Genomic DNA, 25,293 nt, shown 5'->3' on the forward strand with positions numbered 1-25,293 from the left:
TGATTGGAACCTTTTTAATTATCTGAGACTAGTTTTGTCCCAGTCTCTTCAAAAATTATGAAAGGCGTGGGTCTGCTAGTAGACGTTCCATTTCTTCCATATGACCTGTTTCATCAGCAATCATATCGTCTAGTTTAACAACTAGCTCGGTATAACCTAGTGCTTCTGCTTGTTCTTTACGTGTTTCATAGCGCTGGATTGTGTCCTTCTCAGCGCGTCGTGCTTCTTCTAACATATCTTTAACATCTGTAAGTTGCTTAACTTCTGCTGGTTTAGTAGTAGGAGTACCACCAAGTGTTTTGATTTTTTCAGCTAAGTAAAGTGCGTGACCTTGTTCATCAGCAATTTCACCTTCAAAGAAAGGTTTTAGTACTTGATAATAAAGTCCTTGTACAGTCGCTGCATTGTACGTGTACATGATACTTGCTGCATATTCGTGTGCTAAGTCTTCGTTTAATCCATCAATTAGTTCTTGTAGTTTTGCGTCCATCTCTTCATCACCTCAATAAATATTTTTTGCACATATATAAAATTCCCATCTAAAAAGAATCTAAACATATTCCTAAAATAAGGATAGAATGAGAAAAGAAGGAGGTGTGAAATGAGTCAAATTTATCGAAAAAAATCTAATCTCGTGGCAATATCTTTATTTCTATTCATCCTTGGATTGGCAATGACGCTTTCAATATTTGTTGGTAAGGGAGAACAATTACCTTTTGATATATGGTCAGGTGTCATTTTTCATGATGTGGTGGGAAAGCTTTTCCATTACATAACTGATCTAGGATCACGAAGAGTTGTGATTGTGTTCACCTTATTAATAGTTGGCTTCTTGCTTGTGAAGCGAGCTTGGTTAGCAGCAAGTATGATGTTCCTTGGGGTTTATTTCGGAAATGAGTTGAACGAAGCAATTAAAGGTATTGTTAAACGAGATCGCCCATCTAGTATAGAATCAATTCACGATGCAGGGTACAGTTTTCCGAGTGGACATGCTATGGTGGCTGTTATTTGTTACAGTTTGGCTGCTTATTTTGTTACACGATATATTCAATCTGAAACATTCAAATTACTAATAAGCATTAGTACATTTATCCTTGTTTTTTTTATAGGGATCACTCGTTATATCTTATCAGCTCATTATCTCACAGATGTGATAGGAGGTTTTCTATTTGGAATCGTGTTCGTAATGGTTTGGATAGCTCTACACAGAGTTCTTAGTACCTTGCGACTTTTTTCTCCGCCTAGAGACCGAGAAGAAAACATCCTGTAGCATGTGTGTGCTTGTTTGTATCTCAACTATAATAGGTAGTAACAGGAATCAAGTAGATAAATTCCTTCATAATAAAAGGGGAAATGGCTTAAGTATCTAATAAGATAGAATAGATCATTTTCCCTTCGGATAAAGGATGATACAAATGAAAAAACATAATCTGTTTACGTATATCATCGCACTCGGCTTTATAGCTTTAGGTGCATTTCTGATATTGACAAACCTCGACATTATTTCCCTGGAAATATCGAATGCTTTCTATTTTAGCTATCCATTTTTCATTTTTGGTATGGGGTTGCTTATTATTATAGACACCATTCGAGGAAATAGAGACGGTTTTGGCTTTGGATCATTTCTGCTGATATTTGGTGGGTTGTTGATAGCAGATCGGTTTGAATATATTGAATTTGCATTTTTAGATTTCTGGCGTTTATGGCCATTGCTATTCATTTATATAGGGATTAGCTTCTTCACGCCATCAAAGAAACCAAGAGTATATATATCTACTGATGATGATGACGATGTTGCTGAATATAATAAGAAAAAAGGAAAGAAAAAGCGGAACGTAGCTATAGGAGATCATCGATTTGATCAACCAAACTGGAATGTGGAATCAATGGAGTTATGGAATGTCATTGGTGACTACCATGTCGATTTCACGAAAGCTTTTATACCGGATCAAGAAACGTCTATCAGTATATCTGGTGTCATTGGTGATGTGAAAATCATTGTACCCGAGAACGTTGATTTTCGAATTCATGCGACTATTAAAACAGGGGATATTAGAGTTTTGGATGAGAAATCAGAGGGGCTTAATCGTAATATTCATTTTAAAACACCTGGATATGAAGATGCTACAAGGAAGTTGGATTTAGAGGTTCATTTCAAAATTGGTGATATTAAAGTAGATAGAGTGTAGGTGATTTAGATGTTGAAAAAGTTGAATAGCATTCGATATAAATTCATACGTTCCCATTTGTATGCTTTATTTTTAACCACAATGATCTTGTTATCTTTCTTTCTAGCTATCTATGTGACTTATGAACCTTCCTGGTTATCAGCATCAGCTATCTTTCTATTTATAGGGAGCATGGTTTTCGTTTCATTTTTAGTTTCGTTATATGTAGGATTTCAATCAAGTAGCGATATGAAGGAACGATTAGGAGGGATTTCTACTCTCATAACATCATTATCTCAAGGCAATTATGGCTCTTCTATACGGTTAACCCCTGATGATGAAATATCTCGAATAGGTACAGAATTGAATGAACTTGCCAAAAAGCTTAAGAGTCAGGTTAAGTCGTTGCAGAGAATGGCTGATGAGAAATCTGAGTACGCTAAATCAGCTCATAAAGCTGCAACGATTGAGGAGCGACAAAGGCTTGCTAGAGATTTACATGATGCTGTAAGTCAGCAGTTGTTTGCGCTGACGATGATGTCACAGGCTACATTGCGTTTATTTGAAAAAGACCCTGCAAAAGCGAAGCAACAGCTTGAGGAAATTACGTCGATGGCCTTACAGGCACAAACAGAGATGAGGGCTTTATTGCTCCATTTAAGACCTGTTCATCTATCAGGTGAACCGTTGCATCAAGGTGTTCAAAATTTAATTGAAGAACTTAAACAAAAGTGCCAAATCGATTTTAATCTTGATATGGATGAAGCCGTAGGAATATCTGATGGAGCAGAGGAACATTTATTTCGCATTGTACAGGAAGCTCTATCAAATATTTTACGACATTCAGAAGCTACAGAAGTGACCGTTTCTTTACATATACGCCATCAAGAATTATTTCTTCACATTGGAGATAATGGGAAAGGGTTCGAACTAGATCAAGATAAGAAAATGTCATACGGTTTAAAGACGATGCGGGAGCGTTGTGAAGAAATAGGTGGAACATTTGCTATTCGTTCTAAGCCACATGCAGGCACATATATTGATATTCGAATTCCGGTACAGGAGGAGCGTGCTTATGAGTAATCAGATACGAGTTGTCGTGGTGGATGATCATGATGTTGTTCGAAAAGGGGTAATTGCATATTTAATGACGGAAGAAGAGTTAGATATTGTAGGTGAAGCCTCAAGTGGTCATCAAGGAGCTAAGCTTGTTTTGGAAGAAAAGCCAGACGTCGTCCTTATGGATCTAATCATGGAAAATGGCAATGGGATAGAGGCAACGGAACAAATTATGAAGGAACTACCAACTTGCAAGATTATAATTCTTACAAGCTATTATGATGACGAAAAAGTTTTTCCAGCGCTAGAGGCAGGAGCCTTTAGTTACATGCTAAAAACCTCCTCAGCAGACCAGATTGCCGACGCAATAAAAAAGGCTGCAAAGGGAGAAACCTACATTGAACCTAAAGTGGCTAATAAAATGATGACACGGTTTCGTTCACAAGAAAGAAAGCCTCATGAAGAACTAACAGGAAGAGAGCTAGAAGTTTTGATGTGTATTGGCGATGGTTTAACCAATCAAGAGATAAGCGACAAGTTATATATTGGAATAAAAACGGTTAAAACACATGTAAGTAATATTTTAAGTAAATTAGCTGTCCAAGATCGCACACAAGCTGCAGTGTATGCGCATAAGAATGGATTGTTCAAAAAAGGGTAAGGTTTTATTGTGCGTATGAATAGAGTTTATAATATCTGAAAAAGGCAAAGAGGTGTCAATACCTCCTTGCCTTTTCTCTTATTAACTATTCAGGTCCTTACTTCTAGTAAGTCAGTCATTCTTCCTAAAAATATTACTTAGAGTCTTTTTTGTTTTTATGTTGATCGTCTCTCCCATCTTCATCTTCTTCACTAACCACTTCTTGTTCTTCATGAAAGGTCACTTCTGTTTGACCAGTAATTTCGTCGAATGGGGTGTAATACGCAGAAACATCTTTCTTTTTAACAAACGCTTTATAAAAACCGATTATCACCAATATTACAATAATAAATGGAAAAATGATGGATGCTAAACCTAGCATGCTAGCACTCATTTAATTACCTCCTAATGTGGATGGGAAGTCCCCTTTACTATAGAAACAGGCGTTACTTTATTACATTCTTCCGTTATTTCTTCCTTCCCTTCATTTCCCTCCAATAAAATTCATTTTTTTTTAAGGATAGCGAGTTCCGTAAGAGTTCGATATACTAGACTCATCAATATAATGTAATAGGGTGTTGAGTGATGAAGAAAAAAGTTGAAATTCTTTTATTTATAACATGGTTTCAAGCTTTCCTCGCAACATTTGGGAGTTTGTTCTTTTCAGAAGTGTTGAATTTCATCCCTTGTGAAAAGTGCTGGTATCAGAGGATTCTTATGTATCCACAAGTACTATTATATGGATTGGCATTGTTCCATAAAGACTTACGATATGCCCAGGCAGGTCTATATTTAAGTGGGATAGGCATCGTTATAGCAGCCTACCATTATGGTCTTCAAAAAATACCTGCGTTACATGCCGAGAGTAGTAGCTGTGGAGTTGTCCCATGTGATGGAGAATATATTAACCTACTTGGATTTATTACCATACCTTTTCTCTCTCTTATCGCTTTTACGGTTATTTTTGTTATGCACATGTGGATGCGTAAGGAATTAAAAAAATTATAGAGAAATATATGCATAGAAACACTAAGAGTACTAATTACTCTTAGTGTTTTTTGTCGTCTTAAGTATTATAAAATTCAACGCTTTTGTAGAACTAAAAAAAAGTGAATGGACCACTTCCAGCTCCAGCGCCTAGCAAACTTCCTGCTCCTCCTTACGATAAGTCAACATCGAATCGTGTTGCCTTTATCTCCTATGGAATCAGGGGAAGTTTTGGGTTGAAGGAGGTTCGATTAAAATCGCTGCATCATGCAGCGATTTTAATCGAACTGACCTACCTCCCGTAGGCCCGCCTCGTGCAGCAACATCGAACCAACTCACATCGTGTGGGTCGCAACATATGTGTCGCTAAACGGGTGCCCTAAGCTTTTGTTCTTAATAAATAATCATTATCTTTATGTTTTCATATGTTACCATTTTTATCAGGAAAAGTAATTAAAGGTGGTTAGAAGATGAACTGTGAATATTGCGGTGAGTATTTACAAGAAGGAGTAAAGGTTTGCCCCGCTTGTGGACGTTCTGTATATAAGGAACAGTCAGAGGAAGAAGAACCTAAAGATGGGGAAATGACTGAACAACAGGCTCTTTTATATTTTGTTGGAGATAATTCAGATATTTATCGAGATCGATGGGGACTGGATAAGGGGTATGTGCGTACGGTTAGTATAAATTTTGCCGCTCTCTTTTTAAGTTTGATGTGGGTATCTTACCGAAAAATGTACACTCCCTTATTGGTCATAGTAGGGATATTCTTTGTTTTGGATGCAATTGTGTATGGGGTAGGAGAAGGATTGATTTACTATGACAACCTTATAGGGTTAGGAACGGCACTTGGTTTAGGGTTATTCGGAAATGTGCTTTATTATAAGGAAGCCAAACGAAAGATTGCCAAGTTAAAAGAGAAGAAGGGTGCTTTGTATAAAGAAGATCTTGCTAAAGCTGGTGGGCCTAGTTGGCTTGGTGTGCTATTTGGTATTGGAGTCATAATCGCATACTCTGTTTTGTCAGCTTTTGTATTTTTTTCTGGATAAAGAAGGATTACTAAAGTAGACCTAGAATGAAAAATGCAGAGTATTTAAGTAAAATTCTAGGAGGTTTTTAGTGTCGAGTCCTATTCATTCAGAAATCGGAACTGTTTTTATCCCTGTAAGTAATATTGAAAAAGCGCGAGATTGGTATTGTGATATTTTAGGTGTACCAGCTGATGGGGAAATCCAGTTTGGTCATCTTTATGTAATTCCAATGAAAGGCACAGGAATTGTATTAGACAGTAAAATTTATTCGGAAGAAAAAACTTTTCAAATGCCTGCCTTTCATTTGAATACGTCAAACATCCAAGAAGCGTATCAATTTATGAAAGATAAGAAAGTTGAAATCCTTACCGAGATTCAGCATGACCATTTTTTTAACTTTAAAGATCCTGATGGGAATCATTTAATGGTTTGTCAGTGTTAGGTGGCAGAACTTTATAGTAACTTCTGGAATCCTATTATGTTCTATTTGTAGGAGTATGAAACGAAGAACCAAACTAGCACTTACTATCTTTTCGATTATCTTGTTCAGTTTGCTGTCTTATTTTCTCCTACCAGATCCTCTCGTTTATTTATTAATAGTATTCTTACCATTTATCGTATTTGGGTTGCTATTTGGACTTTTGTTATTTGGTATATCTTATCTGAGTAATAAGGTTTGTTCGAGAAGATAAAATAGAAAAGGAGCAACTCTTGCTTTATGGAGAGTTGCTCCTTTTTTCATTATTCTTCACCAATCACATGATATTTTGTTAAGTAAGCAGGTCCAGCAACATAAGATGGTTTTTCTTCGCTTTGCGGGCCTGAGTTTTTGTGTGCTTTTTCAAAGGCTTGGGAGTTCTTCCAATCTTCAAAGCTTTGAACGTCTTTCCAGAGTGTTAAAACCGTGTATGTGTTGCCTTGGGTTGGGCGTAAAATGCGAATTGCCTGAAAACCTGGTGAATCTTCAATGGCGCCGGCACGGTTTTTGAAGCGGTCTTCAAATAATGGGCGTCCTTCGTCCGTTACAGGAATGTTATTCATTACAACGTAACCACTATGTTCGAATGTGCCTTCCTGATCGACTACCTCATAAACATGCGGTTCTTGAAAAATGTTGTCCCCTTCTGTGTAAGCAACGGTGTTGTCTTCTCCATTCATTAAGAAAACAGGTTGCTCGGGGTGGTCCTCTTGTATTGTGCGCAAATAATCATATGTTCCACTTGTTAAATATACATTCATATAAGAAACCCCTTTCCTACTCTTAGTTTAGCAATGTCTGGATTTGAAAAGCAAGCTAGAGGTGACGATACTATTTCTGAAATTAGGACGAGTAGCGTATAATAGAATAAGCATTTATTAATTGTGACTCCTTTAGAGGTGAACAGCATGGAATGGAAAAAAGAAGAATTTATAAATTGGTTCAAAGAAACAAAATGGAAATGGCCAATCCTATTTGTCGTAGCCCTTATGTTTCTATCTATCATAGGGTACTATGGGCTATTATTTGGCGGTAAACAGGTTGTCGATGAACGTCTGTTTGTACTGGATGAGGCGACGACAATAGTGGATGAAGAAGGACAAGAACTAGGAAAATTATATAGGCAAAATCGAATAGTCGTACCTATTGATCAAGTTCCACAACATGTACAACATTCGTTTATTGCAATAGAAGATAGTCGTTTTTATGATCATGCTGGTGTTGATTTTAAAGCAACGCTTCGGGCGATCTATAGAGATTTAATTGCAATGAAAAAGGTAGAGGGTGGAAGCACCATTACCCAACAGTTGGCCAAGAACTTATTTTTAACAAATGATAAAACGTGGTCAAGGAAATTTAAAGAAATTATGGCTTCTCTTTATTTAGAGCGAAATGTGAGTAAGGAGCGGATTTTACAGTATTACTTAAATACTATTTATTTTGGGGAAGGGTTGTACGGGATAGAGACGGCCTCTCAATATTTTTTCAATAAACCTGCTACGAAACTTACCCGCGAAGAAGGAGCGTTGTTGGCAGCTTTACCGAAGGGGCCAAATTATTACGATCCCTCAGAGCATCCTGAGCGAGCCAAGGAACGACGCAACATCGTTATCCAGCGTATGAACGATACGGGCTATCTTACAGCAGAAGAAGCCGTAAAGCTACAGCGAAAAGCTATTAATCTAGAATTAGGTAATCCAGAGAAAAAGCCTTGGCTATCCAGCTATTTAGATATGGTAGTGAAAGAGGCAAAGAATGAATATGAGTTAAGTGATGAAGAGTTGTATGAGGGCGGCTACCGTATCGTAGTAGGAGTGGATGAAAATATTCAGGAAATCTCCTATAACGCTATGCAAAATGATCAATTCTATCCTGGGTCTAAGCCTGGTGTGGAAGGGACGTTTTTACTCATGGATGAAAAGACAGGTGTGATTGTCGCTGCACATGGAGCAAGAGATTACAAAAAAGGTGATTTGAATCGTATCTTTGTGAAGCAACAGCCTGGATCTGTCATGAAACCGTTAGCTGTGTATGGACCAGCTCTTGAACTAGATGAGTATGAACCCTATTCCCTTCTTGTTGATCAAAAGAGGAGTTATGGAGATTACACACCAAAAAACTATGACAATCGTTATGCTGGTTCGATTTCGATGTATGAAGCATTAATGCAATCGAAAAACGCTCCAGCAGTGTGGCTACTCAATGAAATCGGAATCGATTATTCCAAAAATTATTTATCAAAAATGGACATGAACCTATCAGAAAATGGTCTGGGTATTGCACTGGGAGGATTATCTGAAGGCGTCACACCTATTGATCTCGTAAAAGCATATCGAACCTTTGCACATAAAGGGGAAGTAATAGAGCCTCATACTATTTTACAAGTGTACAATGATGAAGATGAATTAGTCTCTCATTCTAGTTCGAAAACCAAGCAAGTATTTAAGCCACAAACAGCTTGGGATATGACAAGAATGCTTGAGTCTGTCGTAAAAGATGGTACAGGTCAGCAAGGTTCGTATGAAAAAGCTTTAGCAGGGAAAACAGGCTCGACACAGCATCAATTTGCTCCTGGGAAAACCAATGATGCATGGTTCGTAGGCTACACACCTCAGTATGTAGGGGCAGTGTGGATGGGGTATGATGAAATTGATAAGGAACACTATTTGAATGGTGGAAGTGCTTATCCAACAAGATTAATGAAGGATATTCTATCAAAAGTGGATCAAACGAATAAGCTGCAAGAAGTGTTTGTGAAGCCAGATAACGTTGAAGAACTTCAAAAACCGATTTCATTACCAACCATAGACTCGCTTGAAGGAAATCTTGATGTGGGGGCATTTTCTGTAACGGCCAAATTAAAATGGACTACTGGAGAAGACGATCGCGTAGTGTATCGTATTTATCGTCAAGAAACAGGAGACGATTCCTTTATTGACGAAGTAACAGGACAAGGGGAATACACCGTTAAAGGAGTTAGTGTTTTCCACGAAGAAACATACTATGTCGTCCCTTATAACCCATTAACGAAAGTAGAAGGGAAGCCTTCTAATGCTGTTGAAGTGAAATGGGAATGGTAAAAATATACGAAAGAAGGTGCTGATATCAGCATCTTCTTTTTATTTAATGAAGAGAAATCATAAGTTGTTGTTCATACATGTCTAGCTCCAGCGCCCAGCGACTAGTGTGCTTCCCTCGCCTCCGTCCGATAAGTTAACATCGAATCACGCACGTTTTCGTGTTGCCTTTATCTCCTACGGCTCAGTCCAGCCCATACGTCGCTAACCGGGCGCTTGCACTTTTCTTTTTATGAAATAAATGTGTACAATGGGTAATGGAATAAAAAAATACAACCCATCGAATTAGGGCAAATTCATGACAATATGCTCATTTCTCTATACACAACGTTTATAAATCGTTATATTGATAAAAGAGCAATTTTAGGATCGATGTGAAAGGTGAGAACCAATGACAACTTTTAATGACACAATACTTAAAGCGTTTAGAGGCGAGGAGACAGATCACGTACCGGTTTGGTTTATGAGACAAGCTGGACGTTCCCAACCTGAATACAATGCATTGAAAGAGAAGTATTCATTATTTGAAATAACCCATCAGCCGGAATTATGCGCGTACGTGACTCGTTTACCTGTTGAACAGTATGACGTAGATGCGGCTATTTTATATAAGGATATCATGTCTCCACTTCCTTCTATCGGGGTAGATGTTGAGATTAAAAAAGGTGTAGGACCAGTAATTGATGACCCGATTCGTACGAAATTGGATGTTGAGAAACTAGGAGAGATTAATCCAGAAGAGGATGTGCCGTACGTATTAGACACGATTCGCTTACTAACACGTGAGCAACTCAATGTCCCTTTAATTGGATTTAGTGGTGCACCGTTTACACTTGCAAGCTATATGATTGAGGGTGGCCCTTCCAAAAACTACAATAAGACCAAGGCGATGATGTACAGTCAGCCAGAGACGTGGTTTTTACTAATGGATAAACTAGCGGACATGACAATCCGTTACGTACGTGCTCAAATTCATGCGGGAGCTAAGGCCATTCAAATCTTTGACTCCTGGGTTGGAGCACTAAATGTTCAAGATTATCGCTTCTTCATCAAGCCTGTAATGGATCGTATTTTCTCAGAACTTCGTGAAGAAAATGTTCCGCTTATTACATTTGGGGTTGGTGCAGGTCACCTGGCGAAAGAATGGAATGACCTTCCGATTGATGTACTTGGCTTAGACTGGCGTACTTCCATTCAAGAAGCACGAGAGATGGGTATCCAGAAAACTTTACAAGGAAACCTTGATCCAGCAGTGCTTCTAGCAGACTGGGATACGATCGAAAGTCGTACAAAAGAAATTCTAGACCAAGGCATGCAACAACCAGGATATGTCTTTAACCTTGGACATGGCGTTTTCCCTGAGGTCAAACCAGAGACACTGAAACGCTTGACTAAATTCGTTCATGACTATTCAAAAAAATCATAACCGTTTAATAAAAGCTTGGAAGAGGTGTTAAATATGGCAAAAAAAACAATGGGCTTACTAGTAATGGCTTATGGCACACCATACAAAGAAGATGATTTAGAGCGGTACTATACTCATATTCGTAAAGGTCGTAAGCCATCTCCAGAAGCGTTAGAGGATTTACGTGAGCGTTACAACGCAATTGGCGGTATTTCTCCTCTGGCACGAATAACAGACGAGCAAGCAGAAGCACTTCAATCGAAATTAAACGAAATGCAAGATGATATAGAGTTCAAATTATACATTGGCTTAAAGCACATTGATCCATTTATTGAAGATGCGGTTCAACAAATGGCTGATGATGGAATTGAAGAAGCGGTATCCATTGTACTAGCTCCTCATTATTCTACATTTAGCGTGAAATCCTATAATGGTCGTGCAATTGAAGAAGCAGAAAAATTAGGTGTCACGACGATTCATTCAGTTGAGAGCTGGTACGATGAGCCAGGCTTTATCGAGTATTGGTCTGATTCCATTCAAAAAGTGTATGATCAAATGTCTGGGGAAGAGCGTAAGAATGCCGTTCTTGTTGTTTCCGCCCACAGCCTGCCTTTGAAGATTTTACAAGATGGCGATCCGTATCCTGAACAGTTAAAAACAACTGCAAAATTAATCGCAGATCAACTGCAGATTCAAAACTATGAAATTGGCTGGCAAAGTGAAGGAAATACACCTGACCCATGGATTGGACCAGATGTGCAGGACCTAACACGTGACCTATACCATGAAAAAGGGTATCGTACTTTTGTCTATGCACCAGTTGGTTTCGTTTCTGATCATTTGGAAGTCTTATACGATAATGACTATGAGTGTAAAGTTGTTTGTGATGAATTAGGCGCTAGTTACTATCGTCCTGAAATGCCAAATGTTCACCCATTATTCATCCAAACATTAGCCAATGTCGTGCTAAACAAAGCTCAGAAGTAGGGGATATCAATGACAGACCAAAAAAACATTGTTGTCATAGGCGGTGGCATAACCGGACTTTCTACCGCCTACTATCTACAAAAGCAAATTAAAGAGCAAGGACTTCCTTACCAGGTGCGAGTTATAGAGGCTAGCAATCACTTGGGAGGCATGATTCATACCGAGCAAAAAGATGGATTCACCATTGAACGAGGTCCAGACTCTTTATTGGCAAGGAAGAAAAGTGTATTCCGTTTGATTGAAGAAGTCGGCATGGAAGACCATATTGTTCCGGTATCTACTGGAAAGTCTTATGTGTTAGCAAAAGGAAAACTCAATGAAATTCCACATGGTTCATTTATGGGAATACCAACTCAAGTAAGCCCCTTTTTGTTCTCAGGCCTTTTTTCACCACTAGGTAAACTAAGAGCAGCTGGAGACTTTGTGAAAAAGCCTTCAAAACCGAATGGAGATCAATCTCTGGGGAAATTTTTCAGGTATCGACTTGGAGATGAGGTAGTGGATAACTTAATTGAACCTCTTCTATCCGGTATTTATTCAGGTGATATTGATCAGCTAAGCTTAATGGCTACCTTCCCGAACTTTTACGAACTAGAGCAAAAGCACGGAAGTATTGTAAAAGGTTTAAAGCAAACCGTTCCCAAGAAGAAAAAGTCTGATAAGAAGCCAAGTGTGTTTCGAACCCTTGATACGGGATTGAGTTCCTTAGTAGATGCAGTTCATTCGAAATTGGATGAAGGAACAGTACAGTTAAATACGGCAGTTGATCATATTGAGAAAAAAGAAGAAGGCTATCATCTTCTTTTAAGCTCAGGGGAAGTGGAATATGCAGATAGTGTTGTCATTACGACACCTCACTACCGTGCGCAGCGCATGCTCACCCAGTATGACTTCATGGCCCCATTAGCGGAGATGCCAGCAACATCTGTTGCAAATGTTGCACTAGCATTTGATCAATCCGCTATTCAAAAAGATATTGATGGATCAGGCTTTTTAGTATCACGCAATAGTGACTATCGAATCACGGCGTGTACATGGACGCATAAAAAATGGCCCCACACAACACCAGAAGGAAAAGCCCTTCTACGCGCATATGTTGGAAAGCCAGATGACCAGGAAGTCGTATCATTATCAGATAAGGAAATAGAAGAAATTGTTTTGAATGACCTTAACAAGACTATGAACATTACCGAGCCCCCTGAATTCTCTGTCATCACAAGGTGGAGAAACTCAAGAGCTCAATACACCATAGGCCACAAAGAGCGTATGGAACACATTGAACAATCCTTGCGAGATGAACTACCAGGGGTCTACCTAGCCGGAGCTTCCTACCACGGCTTAGGCGTACCAGATTGCATCGATCAAGGCGAAGAAGCAGTCCAGCGTGTTTTGCAATATTTAGATTCATAATGGACGAGATTGATAACCCACACTTATGTAGTGTGGGTTTTTGTATTAGTGATCAAAGGCTTTTGGGTGCAAAAAATAAAGTCAAGTGTGTCTGAATTCTTGACGTAACACCAATATCAGGAGGAAAGCTACGCATATCAGGAGGAAACACACGCATATTAAGCAAGAGCCCTATATGTATCGGCTGCCCTTCTCTCTCTATCACCATAACTCACAATTTCATATTGCGTTATTACCAAAAGACTAGTAAAATTTTAACTATGAAAACGGTTTCAAATTCGTGATTTTACTAATGAGCAGGAGGAGTTTGTTTTGCCAACTATTGAGGATGTTGCAAGGCATGCCGGCTTGTCGAGGACAACGGTTTCAAGGGTGATTAATGATCAACCTTATGTTTGTGATGAGAAGCGGCAGCGAGTAGTGGGTGCGATGAGGGATCTTGGATATGTGCCTAACTCATCGGCTCGGAGACTTCGTAGTCAAAAAACGGAGACCATTGCCATTCTGCTACCCCGCATCACCAATCCTTTTTTTAGTCATATGATTGAAGCGATGGAAAAGAAAGCGTCTGAATGGGGATATCAGGTTATAATATGTCAAACACACTACTCTTCACAAAAAGAGCTAGATTACTTAGAACTATTACGTACCAAGCAAGTGGATGGTATGATTATGACTTCTGTCCATAACGAATGGTCAGCTATAGAAGAATACTTACCTTCAGGGCCGATTGTGTTATGTAATGAAAATATTGAGGAAGCTAATACCTCAATCATCTATATTGATCAACAAGAAGCAGCCTATGATGCGACGACACATTTAATTGAACAAGGATGTGAAAAGCTTGCTTTTCTAAGTGGAGGGATGGATAGTTCCATTGCCTTATCTCGTCGCAGAGGATTTATGAAAGCGGTTCAACAATATAATGTTTCTTTTGTGGAGCATGACGATTTTAATCAAGCTGTTGATGTAGAGAGTGGTCGGGAAATCTTCCAATCTATCCAACAGGAAGATGCAACTATTGATGGAATTTTTACAGGATCTGATGAAGTGGCTGCTGGTATTATCTATGAAGCTATGAATAACGGGGTTAGTATTCCGGATGATTTAGCAGTAGTTGGGTTTGATAATCAGACAATTTCTAAACTTATGAACCCATCGATAACAACGGTTGAACAACCGGTAGTAGAGATGGCGGAAAAATGTGTAGAAATACTTATTCAACAGATTGAACAACGAGGAAGACATAAACGGGAAGATTATATATTTCCACACACATTAAAAAAGCGTACGTCTACTACAAAACCGATGGCAATCCCTATGTAATAACGGTGCCTTTGAAGTAATTACTTCAAAGGCACTTTTTATATAGTTCAATTGCTCTTATCTTATGATCAATTCAAACGAAATCTACGCTTAACATAACTGTTATACAATAGTAAAAAGCGGATAGCATTACGCTATCCGCCCATTAAGGAAAGTTTTTGAGTTGTTTGTATGTGTAGTGTAGTGGTGATTTTTCTAAGAAGGTGTTTAGAGTCTAGGCTGTGGGGCAACATGAACTATAGAAATTAGTGTGCCTATCTTGCTGGGTCATCACAGTTTTCGCAAAGGTTGCCGTAGCAATCTGCTTGTTCCTTATATGCATTTCCGCATTTTGCACATTTTTTGTCCGGTAGGTTTTTGAAAAATTCAAGAGCGTTCATCATAATTGAAAATCCCTCCAATGAGTTTGTGTATATTTATTGTATTACAACAGAATTGGAATTACAACCATTTGTATTATAACAACTTGTACTTTTTTTATTTTTCTGTAAATTCATTGATATACTAGGATTTAAGCGTTATAGCAGTATCAATACTACAACAATTAATTATAGGAGGCAGGACAATGAAAGTAACAGTGAATGGATTTTGGGGTGGCTACCCTGCGGCCAATGGAGCTACGTCTAGTTACATTTTTTCATCAGAGGGATTCTCGTTATTAGTGGATTGTGGGAGTGGCGCTTTATCTAGATTGCAATCCAAGATGGATGTTATGGATTTGAATGCTATTATCATTTCACATTATCACTTTGATCATATCGCTGATATTGGTGTGATGCAGTATGCGTGGAAGGTTCAGAACATCTTGGCAAAGACGGATAAACAATTGCCGATTTACGGTCACAATGAAGATGAAGCTTCCTTCCAAACATTAAGTCATGAATTTACAGTAGGCATTCAGTATGATCCTACTCAATCCATTGAAATTGGACCTTTTACCATAACATTCCTGAAAACGAACCATCCTGTACCATGCTATGCGATGAATATCACTGATGGAAAACATACAGTCGTGTACACAGCAGATTCAAGTTACAATGAATCATTTATACCGTTCAGCCAAGGTGCTGATTTATTGATTACCGATAGTAATTTTTATGAGGGAATGGATGGGTCAAAACCAGGGCACATGACGAGCACGGAATGTGCGCATATTGCTAAGGAAGCAAATGTTAAAGAACTGTGGCTTAGCCACCTACCCCACTTTGGAGATGTGACAAAGCTTCAGGATGAGGCCAGTAAGAAATTTGATGGTACGGTTCGACTTTGTGATGAAGGATTAACTTGGGAAACCGAATAAAATGGGTCGATGAGACCATTAGAATTGAAGGTATAATGTCTTTCAAGTACAATAAGAAAAGAAAAGGTTGACTGAAATGAAGGAGGAAACTGGTTATGATGTTATTTGTAGATAATGAGGGAATTACAGATCCACGAATTAACCTAGCGATTGAAGAGTATGTGTTGAAAAATTTAGATATAGACAATAACAATACATATCTCCTGTTCTATATAAACGAGCCGTCAATTATCATTGGAAAAAATCAAAACACTATTGAGGAAATTAACACCGATTATGTGGAGGAACATGGGATTCATGTTGTTCGTCGCTTATCTGGTGGCGGTGCTGTATATCATGATTTAGGAAACTTGAACTTCAGCTTCTTAACGAAGGATGATGGCAATAGTTTTCATGATTTTGCTAAGTTTACAAAGCCAGTTACAGACGCTCTTCAAAAAGTAGGTGTGAAGGCAGAGCTTTCTGGTCGTAATGATGTCCAGTTAGAAGATGGCCGTAAAATATCAGGTAACGCTCAGTTCTCAACGAAAGGTCGCATGTTTAGTCATGGTACACTGATGTTCGATTCTGAAATCGAAAACGTTGTATCTGCGTTACGTGTGAAGTCCGAAAAGATCCGCTCAAAAGGTATTAAGTCGATTCGAAGTCGAGTAGCAAATATTTCAGATGAATTAGATGAAAGTATGTCTATGCAGGCTTTCAAGGACATGCTTCTTCGCTACATTTTCGATGTTCAATCCATTGAAGAAGTACCACAATATAAGCTAACAGAAGAGGACTGGAAGAAAATCCATGAGCTTTCTGAAGAACGATATCAGAAGTGGGAATGGAACTATGGAAAATCACCAGCTGCAAACATTCAACATTCTCACCGTTTCGATGGTGGTACAGTAGACGTACGTCTTGATGTGAAAAAAGGAAACATTGAGAATGCGAAAATTTATGGTGATTTCTTTGGTGTAGGAGATGTAAGCGAAATTGAAAATCGTTTAATTGGAACACGTTACGATCGTTCCTCTATCGATGAGGCGATTCAAGACTTGGATATCTCCCATTATCTTGGTCGTATATCCCGAGAAGATTTTCTTTCTCTAATCTATTAATAAAAAACGTGTGAAGCAGGGCGGAATCAACCATGATTTCGCCTCTTTTTTCATAAAAATGGCTTTTGCGCATTTCCTAATATCTAGCTCCAGCGGTTACTTCCTCAGGGTCTTAAGCAAATCCTCTCTGTGGCTAAATTCGTCACTCAAAAGCTTTGCTTAAGCCTCGGAGTTGATAGAAGCGCCCCGAGCATTTCTTACAAAGGGGATTAATGTATGCATAAAATAGCGATAGTAACAGGTGCGAATGCAGGTATGGGTTTAGCTACGACAACTCAATTAGCTAAACAAGGAATACATGTTGTAATGGCTTGTCGAAATGAAGCAAGAGGACAGGCCGCACTAGAGGTGGCTAAACAGGATAGCCAATCGGAAGCAATTGATTTAATGATTTGTGACTTAGGGAACTTGGATAGTATTCGATCATTTGCTAGTGATTTCAAACAACGTTATGGCAAATTAGATATTCTTGTGAATAATGCAGGTGTTGTTCATTTAAAACGAGAGGAAACGAAGGATGGTTTCGAAGCACAACTAGGAGTGAATCATCTAGGACACTTCTTGTTAACAAATTTACTGATAGAGTCCTTACAGCATGCAGAAGCTGGTCGAATTGTTGTTGTGTCATCTGGAGCGCATAAGTGGGGGAAAATTCATTTTGATGACCCTCATTTAACCAATAGCTACAATGTTATGAAAGCGTACGGTCAATCAAAACTTGCAAATGTGTTGTTTACGAAAGAGCTAGCAAGAAGACTTAAGAATAGTAGTGTTACGGTTAATGCTGTTCATCCTGGTGCGGTAGCTACTAGTCTAGGTGTGAATAGAAATACAGGCTTTGGTAAGCGTGTCATGATTTTTTTAAGCCCATTCTTTCGTTCACCTGAAAAGGGAGCAAGTACTGCTATTTATTTAGCAACTAGCCCTGAAGTAGAAGGACAGAGTGGCGACTATTACTATAATGAATCCATTGCCCCTATTACCAATATGGCAAATGATGAGCAACTGGCAAAAACGTTTTGGGAATGGAGCGAAAAAGAAGTAGGATTATAGCTTCTATTTTCAAGATAGTTTTATAGAATATTATATACAGTTAAAATAATCAGTAGGTGAATCAATTTGGAGATTGTATTAATTATTATTATAAGCGTATTAGCTGTGGCCATCGTATGGGATGTATTGTTTCTACTTCCTACTAGATGGTTGAAGGTAGAGCGTGTGAAGTGGGATAGTAAGGCAAAAAAGAAGGTTATTCAAATCAGTGATCTTCATATTAAGCATTTACGTGTACCTATCACAACACTTAAACAACTGATTGAAGATGAACAGCCTGATTATGTGTTTTTAACAGGGGACTTTATTGATAAAAATGAAAAAGAATTCCCTAAGCTAGAGCGCTTCTTAACCATGATACAGCAAACAGGTGTAGAAACGTATGCTGTACTAGGTAATCATGATCGATATATTGAAGAGGTTCATAAACTGGAAGATGTTTTACGTAAGTATCAGGTTCATTTGTTAAAAAATGAGTATGTAGAAAAAGAAGATTTATTTATTGTAGGAATTGATGACTTCTGCCAAGGGCGCCATGATATAAAGCGGAGTTTCCAATTTTCCAATCCTCTTAATAAAGATATTCTTGTTTTGACCCATGACCCTGACATAGTGGATGATTTAAAAGAGTCTTATACGATGCTTGTTTCAGGCCACCTGCATGGAAAACAAGTAAATGTCCCTTTTTTATTTAAAGTTGCCGACATGGGAAGATTAGCAAAAAGGGGAATTTATAAAGGCCAGCATGTACATTCAAATGGAACGTTTTACATTTCAAAAGGAATCGGTCAATCACGATGGAACATTCGCTTCATGGTTCGAAGTGAAGTTACGATTCATGAATTATCATAAAGAAAATCACACACGCTTTGTCCACCTCAGTGGTAGAAATATTAATGCTAGACTTGCATACAGATAAAATGATTTAAAAAACTGCTCATCCCAATTAAAAAGGGATGAGCAGTTTTTTTAGATAACTCTATTCTTTATAAGAGGATATAAAGAATTTATATACATTTCCATCCTCATCGTCTTCTTCGTGATTGTCAATATACTCTCTAATATATTCATTTAACTGCTTCCAGTTTTCATAACTCAGCTTCTTTTCCACCATGCTGAATTCGGCTGTACCATATTCTGAATCATTAGATACATCCTCAGCTAGGTTCGAGAGAGATTTGTTTACCTCTAGCATGACCCATTTCACTAAATCTTCGTAGTTATTCTTAAGAAAATCACCCTCAATCGATAACGTGTCTTCTTCCATACTAGTGCTACTCCGATATCTTTTTTCAATGATATTTTTTACTCGTTCTTCTTTTTCTACAAAGATTAATTCAGCTTCGTGTAATTTTTTAATGGGATAGTATAAATTCGAGGTTTTTTCATTTAAAGAAGCAGCGATTTCTTTTGTTGTTAAGGCTTGATCTTTTATTGTTTCTAAAATTCGAATGGTCTTTGTATCGAAAAGTAATTTGCCCAACTCAGCAATTTTTTTATTCTCCATTGCATTCACTCCTTACAATAAAGAATATATTATTGACAAAAAAATATCAAATGGTAAAATTTAATAAATCGATAAAATATATTTTAACGAAAGGGAGATTTTAATTATGAATGCATTGAAAAATCGTCATTTCCTAGCTTTAGTATCAGGTCGGTTCGTTTCCAATATTGGTGATAGCTTGTACGCTATTGCAGCAATGTGGTTAGTGTTTGAGCTTTCTGGTAGTTCATTTTATACAGGACTGGCTGGTGCAGTCGTCATGCTTCCGACGATGTTTGAGTTTTTGTTAGGACCGTTAGTAGATAAGTGGCCTCTTAAACCTATCTTAGTACATACACAATGGATTCAGGCTGTTTTATTGTTGGTCATTCCAGTTGGTCATTATTTTGGTGTTTTAAATGTTTGGATTGTAATCGTGACGATGTTTGTTGTAGCTTCCATTGAACAACTTTCGTTCCCTGCTCAAAATGCAACGATTCCAAAACTGCTGCCGGAAAGCCAATTAGTGTCGGGAAATTCTTTAATGGCGTTTGCTTACCAGGGGACAGATATTGTATTTATGGGAGCAGCAGGATTGTTGATCACGATGATAGGGGCCGTTCATGTATATACGATTAACTCCGTTACATTTATGATTGCTACCATTCTATTTACATTTATTTCTCTACCAAAAGAGAAAAAGGAGCAAGAAGACATACACGTAAAAGAGAATGCCAAATCCTATCTTCAAGAGTTAGTAGAAGGTAAAGATTTTGTAATGGGCTCTCTCATTCCTAAAATACTAGTACCTGATGTAATAGCTAATTTCCTATTTGGAATGGTGACAGCAATTATGCCAGTCTATGCTAATTATGTGGGAGGAGAAAGATATTATGGATACTTTTTAGCGGCAATGTCTATCTGTGTTCTAATCGGATCTGTACTAGCAAACTATGTTACGAAAATTCCTATGGGTTGGCTAAACATTGGGATGTTCTTTGTGGCAGGGATATGTTGGTACATATCATATGGGTTCGCTGCAACCGTTCCTATCTTGTCTGTAATCTTTTTCGGTTTAGCTTTTATACCGGTAGGGATAACCAATGTTGTGCTCACTTCAACCCTACAACGGTTAATACCAGAAGATAAGATAGGAAGAGTTTTCTCTTGGTATTCTAGTATTCCTGCTGCTTTACTGCCACTTGGCTCACTTTTGGGTGGGGGACTAGCATCTATTTACGGAAGTGAAGTTATGATGGCTGCAGGAGGTATAGGATTTTTACTTACAACATTGTATTGGCTTATTAATAAAAATCTAAGAACCCTTACAAATCCTGAGCAAATAAGTAAAGAAGATTTAAAGCTAGAGGACAATGAAGAGAAGCAACCTGTTTTAAGAGAACAGCCTCTAAATAGTTACTAATGATTGATACGATACCTAGTTTTTCGTACAGAGAGGCTAGGTGTTGTGTTTCTCTGGAGCGACTTTCTGTGATTTCAGAGCAAAAAAGTAAAAACAGGAGCGACTTTTAAGATATAGGAGCGAGATCCTGAAATTAGGATCAACAATTGAAAAATAGGAGCGATCTACCTAATCTACGCACCAATATTGCTACAACGGGTGCTTAGGGCTTATGTTTTTCTATCTTATAGAGTTTTAGTTTAATAGAAAGAAAAGTACTGGTAAGTTTTCTATATTGACCATTACATAGAAGCCTGATACCATAACCTTTATCGCAACTGCATATATGCAACGAGTGTTATGGGTGACACTATAACAGGAGCAAATTCTGGAGAGACCGCTTATGCGGCGCCGAAGGGTTCACAATCTCAGGCAACCGGACAGGATGTTAAGTGTACTAACTCAAAAAGGTTAGTATGTTTACTGACTGCCTGAATGAGATTGGATGTATGGATTCCAATCTTTTTTTATGTCGACGGCCGGTGGGACAGATCTAAAAATGTGGCAAAGCATAATAGAACAAATCAAATAGATGAGGTGACACAACATGGAAAATAGACGCGCAGTAGTCAGTGTCCTTGGTAAAGACCAGGTAGGAATAATAGCAAAGGTAACAACTGTTTTATCTGAAAAACAGATAAACGTTTTAGATATTAATCAGACAATTGTTGAGGACTTCTTTACGATGATGATGATTGTGGACGTAACGCAAATTGAGGATCTTGATTCCGTTCGCCAAACCTTAAATGAGATTGGTGAAAATTTAGGTGTGAAAATTAATCTACAGCTTGAAGAAGTTTTTCAAGCCATGCATCGAATTTAAGGAGGGCGATTCACGATGAATATCGGATTAGATGAGATAACAGAAACGGTACGTATGGTACAAATGGAAAACTTAGATATTCGCACGGTTACCATTGGAATCGATCTCAAGGATTGTGCGGATGCAGATTTTCCAGCTATGCAGACTCGTGTCTATAACAAAATTGTAAACTACGCCAAGAACCTAAAGCCTTATGCTGAACAGGTGGAAAAAGAATATGGTGTACCGATTATCAATAAACGAATTGCAGTTACCCCCATTTCCGAATTACTAGGCAATGCAACTAGAGAACAGGCGATAGAACTTGCAAAGACACTAGATAAAGCAGCAGCGGATATAGGTGTTGATTTTATCGGTGGCTATTCAGCTCTTGTTCATAAAGGAGTAACGAAAGGCGATCAAGTATTACTAGATTCTCTAGCAGAGGCATTAACTGTAACAGATCGCGTATGTGCATCGATTTCTGTCGCCACGACAAGAACAGGTATTAACATGGATGTCGTAAAACAAATGGGGACGATTATTAAAGAAGCTTCTGAGAATACAAGAGACCAGGACGGCATCGCATGTGCGAAGTTAGTCGTGTTCTCAAATCCAGTGGAAGACAATCCATTTATGGCAGGGGCTTTCCATGGTACAGGTGAAGGAGATGCCGTCCTTAATGTAGGTGTAAGTGGCCCAGGCGTTGTATTAAACGCGTTGAAAAAACACCCAGAAGCAGACTTAGGTGAAGTGTCTCAAGTGATTAAAAAGACCGTCTTTAAAATTACACGTGCTGGTGAATTAGTAGGAAGAGCCGTTGCGGATCAACTCGATGTACCGTTTGGTATTTTAGATTTATCCCTAGCACCAACAAACGCACTGAATGATAGCGTAGCAGAAATTTTGGAAGAAATCGGTGTAGAACGTGTTGGAACACACGGTACAATTGCCGCATTGGCACTTATGAATGATGCTGTGAAAAAAGGTGGAGCTATGGCAAGTTCATATGTTGGTGGATTAAGCGGTGCCTTTATTCCAGTCAGTGAGGACAACGGCATGATTCAAGGAGTAAACGATGGCTCGCTTACATTACCAAAGCTTGAAGCGATGACATGCGTATGCTCCGTTGGACTTGATATGATCGCTTTATCTGGAGAAGCATCAGCAGAAACCTTGTCAGGAATTATCGCAGACGAAGCAGCCATAGGGATGATCAACAAGAAAACAACTGCAGTACGAGTAATCCCAGTACCCGATAAAGAAGAAGGAGCAATGGTTGAGTTCGGAGGTCTATTAGGCCGAGCACCTGTAATGGCAGTCAATCCGTTCAGTTCTGAAGGATTTGTGAACAGAGGTGGAAGAATTCCGGCTCCATTGCAATCATTGATTAATTAAAAATGAATGATGTCTTAAGGGAATCGCATGTGTATTCTGAATAGGAATGCACATGCGATTTTTTTAGAGAAAAAAAGAGACAAGGAATAGAGTTAATACGCTTGAATGAGAAGGACATTGGGGCAAATCAGAGTATGAAGCGAGCATAAGAGGGTTGGAAGAGAGCAAAAGGCAATCTGAAGCGAGCATAAGAGGGATGGGAGAGAGCAAAAAGCGAATCGAAGCGAGCATAAGTGGGTTGGAAGAGAGCAAAAAGTAATCTGAAGCGAGCATAAGTAGGTTGGAAGAGAGCAAAAAGTAACCAGAAGCGAGCAAAAGTAGGAGGAAAAAAGCAAAAAGCAATCCCAAGCCAGAATAAGGAAAGAAAAAACATAAATTGAAAACGCTTCACACGAATAGCTTGCTAGAAAGTTGTCAGTATTTTATAATAAATATGAATTTAACTCAGAAATGAATGACTATTCATTCACAATTAGGGGGAACATGTTCATGAATTTAAGTGATCAGTTGTCGATCACCACAAGAGAGAATCCCACCAAGACGGCTTATGTTTTTCAGGATCAAGAGACAAGCTATCAAGAGCTAGAAGGTTCCATTACCAAGTTTGCTGCTAGTTTGAGAGAGCTTGGCTATGAAAAGGGAGATCATATTGCACTTGTTACAGGCAATAGCCCTTACTTTATCATTGGATTGTATGGCGCACTGCGCTTAGGACTAACGGTTATTCCAATCAATCCAATCTATACTGCAGACGAGATGAGTTATATTTTGAAGAATGGTGACGTAAAAGCTGTTATTACGATGGATTTATTTGTTGAGACGTTTGAGCAAATGGCACATGACTTACCTTTAATTGAACACTATATTATTGCTGAGACAAGCCCAGACGCGGACTGGCAGAATAGTAAATTAAGCGATAAAATGAAATCGTTTACAAGTCTTGTGAAGGAAGGTTCGCTTCAATTTGATCGTCCTACTATCGATGAAGAGGATATAGCGGTTATTTTATATACTTCAGGAACTACAGGGGCACCAAAAGGCGCAATGCTTTCACATAAGAATATTTATTCCAATGCGAAAGATGTAGCGGACTACTTACAGTACGATACGAACGATAAGGTCATTGCAGCGTTACCGATGTTCCATGTTTTCTGTCTAACGGTTTCATTGAACGCACCGTTGATGAATGGTGGAACAGTGATCATCGTACCGAAATTCTCTCCACAAGAGACGTTCCGTGTGGCAAGTAAATGGCAAGCTACTGTATTTGCAGGTGTACCTACTATGTATAACTACCTCTTACAATCCAGTGAAGGTCATACAGAAGATTTTCATAGCGTTCGTCTATGTATCTCAGGCGGTGCGTCGATGCCGGTAGCTCTATTAAAAGAATTTGAGAATACTTTTAATGTCATGGTGTCCGAGGGTTACGGATTATCAGAAGCTTCACCAGTAACATGTTTTAACCCACTAGATCGCCCACGTAAAGCAGGTTCAATAGGACAGAGCATATGGAATGTTGAAAATCGAGTTGTGGATGAGCTGGGAGAAGAGTTGCCTCCAGGTGAGGTTGGGGAGTTAGTCGTTCGTGGACCAAATGTGATGAAGGGCTACTATAAACTTGATGAAGAAACTGCTGTAGCTTTGCGTGATGGATGGCTCTATACAGGAGATATGGCTCAGGTTGATGAGGAAGGATATTTCTATATTGTCGATCGAAAGAAAGATATGATTCTAGTAGGAGGATATAACGTTTATCCACGAGAAGTAGAAGAAGTGTTATACAAGCATCCAAATATTACAGAAGTAGCAGTGATTGGAACACCCGATCCTAATTTGGGAGAAGCGGTACAAGCCTTTGTTGTACTAAATGAAGCTTCCGCTGTTACAGAGCAAGAACTGGTGGATTACTGTGCACGTCACCTTGCTAAGTACAAGCTTCCAACCTCCATCGACTTTTTGGATGAATTGCCAAAGAATACGACCGGTAAAATTTTAAGAAAGAGCTTACGCCAACGTGTTACGTATTAATAGAGTAAAAGGATGTCCTAAAATAGGGCATCTTTTTTTGAAAGTAAAGAAAGCATAAATTTCTGACGCTTATGTGTCTAGCTCCAGCGC

Annotated in this window: 25 protein-coding genes and 1 riboswitch; of the genes, 20 read left to right on the top strand and 5 right to left on the bottom strand. The window is 38.6% G+C overall.

The window, feature by feature from the left end; all coding sequences use genetic code 11:
• Nucleotides 1-55: 55 nt before the first annotated feature.
• Nucleotides 56-490, bottom strand: a complete 435-nt coding sequence (locus N782_RS16105; RefSeq protein WP_036822518.1) for a ferritin-like domain-containing protein — start codon at nucleotides 488-490, stop codon at nucleotides 56-58.
• Nucleotides 491-601: 111 nt separating this feature from the next.
• Here N782_RS16105 and N782_RS16110 point away from each other — a divergent pair, with 111 nt between their 5' ends.
• From N782_RS16110 to N782_RS16125, 4 genes are all read left to right on the top strand, one after another.
• A complete protein-coding gene (locus N782_RS16110; protein ID WP_036822519.1) occupies nucleotides 602-1,270 on the top strand; it encodes a phosphatase PAP2 family protein in 669 nt (222 codons plus the stop codon).
• 145 nt (nucleotides 1,271-1,415) lie between these two features.
• Nucleotides 1,416-2,189, top strand: coding sequence for a cell wall-active antibiotics response protein LiaF (gene liaF / locus N782_RS16115; RefSeq protein WP_036822522.1), 774 nt, complete (start codon nucleotides 1,416-1,418; stop codon nucleotides 2,187-2,189).
• Between the two features lie 9 nt (nucleotides 2,190-2,198).
• Nucleotides 2,199-3,251, top strand: a complete 1,053-nt coding sequence (locus tag N782_RS16120; RefSeq protein WP_036822525.1) for a sensor histidine kinase — start codon at nucleotides 2,199-2,201, stop codon at nucleotides 3,249-3,251.
• On the top strand, nucleotides 3,244-3,888 hold the full coding sequence (locus N782_RS16125; protein WP_036822528.1) for a response regulator: 645 nt from the start codon (nucleotides 3,244-3,246) through the stop codon (nucleotides 3,886-3,888). The genes N782_RS16120 and N782_RS16125 overlap by 8 nt, the downstream gene beginning before the upstream one ends.
• A 133-nt stretch (nucleotides 3,889-4,021) precedes the next feature.
• Here the strand turns inward: N782_RS16125 and N782_RS16130 are convergent, their stop codons facing one another.
• Complete coding sequence (locus N782_RS16130; protein ID WP_036822530.1) at nucleotides 4,022-4,261, bottom strand: DUF3951 domain-containing protein; 240 nt, start codon at nucleotides 4,259-4,261, stop codon at nucleotides 4,022-4,024.
• A 191-nt stretch (nucleotides 4,262-4,452) separates the two neighbouring features.
• On the opposite strand from N782_RS16130, the gene N782_RS16135 reads away from it, so the two are divergent.
• The 3 genes from N782_RS16135 (at nucleotide 4,453) to N782_RS16145 (ending at nucleotide 6,327) form a co-directional block, all read left to right on the top strand.
• Nucleotides 4,453-4,875 (top strand): disulfide oxidoreductase, encoded by a 423-nt coding sequence (locus N782_RS16135; RefSeq protein ID WP_036822534.1) that lies wholly within the window; start codon nucleotides 4,453-4,455, stop codon nucleotides 4,873-4,875.
• Between the two features lie 449 nt (nucleotides 4,876-5,324).
• Nucleotides 5,325-5,903 carry a DUF2628 domain-containing protein gene (locus N782_RS16140; protein ID WP_036822536.1) on the top strand — a complete coding sequence of 193 codons (579 nt, stop codon included), beginning with the start codon at nucleotides 5,325-5,327 and terminating at the stop codon, nucleotides 5,901-5,903.
• Nucleotides 5,904-5,973: 70 nt separating this feature from the next.
• Complete coding sequence (locus N782_RS16145) at nucleotides 5,974-6,327, top strand: VOC family protein (protein ID WP_036822538.1); 354 nt, start codon at nucleotides 5,974-5,976, stop codon at nucleotides 6,325-6,327.
• A gap of 299 nt (nucleotides 6,328-6,626) precedes the next feature.
• On the opposite strand, the gene N782_RS16150 is transcribed toward N782_RS16145, so the two are convergent.
• Nucleotides 6,627-7,124: an antibiotic biosynthesis monooxygenase family protein gene (locus N782_RS16150; RefSeq protein WP_036822541.1), complete on the bottom strand. Its 498-nt coding sequence runs from the start codon at nucleotides 7,122-7,124 to the stop codon at nucleotides 6,627-6,629.
• Between the two features lie 147 nt (nucleotides 7,125-7,271).
• Here N782_RS16150 and N782_RS16155 point away from each other — a divergent pair, with 147 nt between their 5' ends.
• The 5 genes from N782_RS16155 to N782_RS16175 all read left to right on the top strand — a co-directional run bounded on the left by N782_RS16155 (nucleotide 7,272) and on the right by N782_RS16175 (nucleotide 14,568).
• The gene (locus N782_RS16155; protein WP_052111392.1) at nucleotides 7,272-9,443 is read left to right on the top strand and encodes a transglycosylase domain-containing protein; all 2,172 of its coding nucleotides are present in this window, start codon (nucleotides 7,272-7,274) and stop codon (nucleotides 9,441-9,443) included.
• 388 nt (nucleotides 9,444-9,831) lie between these two features.
• A complete protein-coding gene (gene hemE / locus N782_RS16160) occupies nucleotides 9,832-10,866 on the top strand; it encodes a uroporphyrinogen decarboxylase (protein WP_036822544.1) in 1,035 nt (344 codons plus the stop codon).
• Nucleotides 10,867-10,899: 33 nt separating this feature from the next.
• Entirely contained in the window at nucleotides 10,900-11,832 is a 933-nt protein-coding gene (hemH, locus tag N782_RS16165; protein WP_036822547.1) for a ferrochelatase, read from the top strand.
• A gap of 9 nt (nucleotides 11,833-11,841) precedes the next feature.
• Nucleotides 11,842-13,242, top strand: a complete 1,401-nt coding sequence (gene hemY / locus N782_RS16170) for a protoporphyrinogen oxidase (protein ID WP_036822550.1) — start codon at nucleotides 11,842-11,844, stop codon at nucleotides 13,240-13,242.
• Nucleotides 13,243-13,554: 312 nt separating this feature from the next.
• Complete coding sequence (locus N782_RS16175; protein WP_036822552.1) at nucleotides 13,555-14,568, top strand: LacI family DNA-binding transcriptional regulator; 1,014 nt, start codon at nucleotides 13,555-13,557, stop codon at nucleotides 14,566-14,568.
• A gap of 254 nt (nucleotides 14,569-14,822) precedes the next feature.
• On the opposite strand, the gene yhfH is transcribed toward N782_RS16175, so the two are convergent.
• Nucleotides 14,823-14,951, bottom strand: a complete 129-nt coding sequence (yhfH, locus tag N782_RS21135; protein ID WP_202595704.1) for a protein YhfH — start codon at nucleotides 14,949-14,951, stop codon at nucleotides 14,823-14,825.
• 182 nt (nucleotides 14,952-15,133) lie between these two features.
• Here yhfH and N782_RS16180 point away from each other — a divergent pair, with 182 nt between their 5' ends.
• The 4 genes from N782_RS16180 (at nucleotide 15,134) to N782_RS16195 (ending at nucleotide 18,876) form a co-directional block, all read left to right on the top strand.
• The gene (locus tag N782_RS16180) at nucleotides 15,134-15,868 is read left to right on the top strand and encodes an MBL fold metallo-hydrolase (protein WP_036822555.1); all 735 of its coding nucleotides are present in this window, start codon (nucleotides 15,134-15,136) and stop codon (nucleotides 15,866-15,868) included.
• 98 nt (nucleotides 15,869-15,966) lie between these two features.
• Nucleotides 15,967-16,971 (top strand): lipoate--protein ligase, encoded by a 1,005-nt coding sequence (locus N782_RS16185; RefSeq protein ID WP_036822579.1) that lies wholly within the window; start codon nucleotides 15,967-15,969, stop codon nucleotides 16,969-16,971.
• Nucleotides 16,972-17,187: 216 nt separating this feature from the next.
• Nucleotides 17,188-18,024, top strand: coding sequence for an SDR family oxidoreductase (locus N782_RS16190; protein ID WP_036822558.1), 837 nt, complete (start codon nucleotides 17,188-17,190; stop codon nucleotides 18,022-18,024).
• A 66-nt stretch (nucleotides 18,025-18,090) separates the two neighbouring features.
• Nucleotides 18,091-18,876 (top strand): metallophosphoesterase, encoded by a 786-nt coding sequence (locus N782_RS16195; protein ID WP_052111393.1) that lies wholly within the window; start codon nucleotides 18,091-18,093, stop codon nucleotides 18,874-18,876.
• Between the two features lie 127 nt (nucleotides 18,877-19,003).
• Here the strand turns inward: N782_RS16195 and N782_RS20795 are convergent, their stop codons facing one another.
• Nucleotides 19,004-19,531 carry a winged helix-turn-helix domain-containing protein gene (locus N782_RS20795; RefSeq protein WP_052111394.1) on the bottom strand — a complete coding sequence of 176 codons (528 nt, stop codon included), beginning with the start codon at nucleotides 19,529-19,531 and terminating at the stop codon, nucleotides 19,004-19,006.
• Nucleotides 19,532-19,637: 106 nt separating this feature from the next.
• Between N782_RS20795 and N782_RS16205 the strand changes: the two genes are divergently transcribed.
• From N782_RS16205 to N782_RS16220, 4 genes are all read left to right on the top strand, one after another.
• On the top strand, nucleotides 19,638-20,933 hold the full coding sequence (locus N782_RS16205; RefSeq protein WP_036822561.1) for an MFS transporter: 1,296 nt from the start codon (nucleotides 19,638-19,640) through the stop codon (nucleotides 20,931-20,933).
• Nucleotides 20,934-21,290: 357 nt separating this feature from the next.
• Nucleotides 21,291-21,366, top strand: a riboswitch (glycine riboswitch).
• Between the two features lie 153 nt (nucleotides 21,367-21,519).
• A complete protein-coding gene (locus tag N782_RS16210; protein WP_036822565.1) occupies nucleotides 21,520-21,795 on the top strand; it encodes an ACT domain-containing protein in 276 nt (91 codons plus the stop codon).
• Between the two features lie 15 nt (nucleotides 21,796-21,810).
• Nucleotides 21,811-23,172, top strand: a complete 1,362-nt coding sequence (locus tag N782_RS16215) for a PFL family protein (protein ID WP_036822568.1) — start codon at nucleotides 21,811-21,813, stop codon at nucleotides 23,170-23,172.
• A gap of 489 nt (nucleotides 23,173-23,661) precedes the next feature.
• Nucleotides 23,662-25,203 (top strand): fatty acid--CoA ligase family protein, encoded by a 1,542-nt coding sequence (locus N782_RS16220; RefSeq protein WP_036822571.1) that lies wholly within the window; start codon nucleotides 23,662-23,664, stop codon nucleotides 25,201-25,203.
• Nucleotides 25,204-25,293: the final 90 nt, after the last annotated feature.

It is taken from the genome of Pontibacillus yanchengensis Y32, from assembly GCF_000770635.1.
Lineage (GTDB): Bacteria > Bacillota > Bacilli > Bacillales > BH030062 > Pontibacillus > Pontibacillus yanchengensis.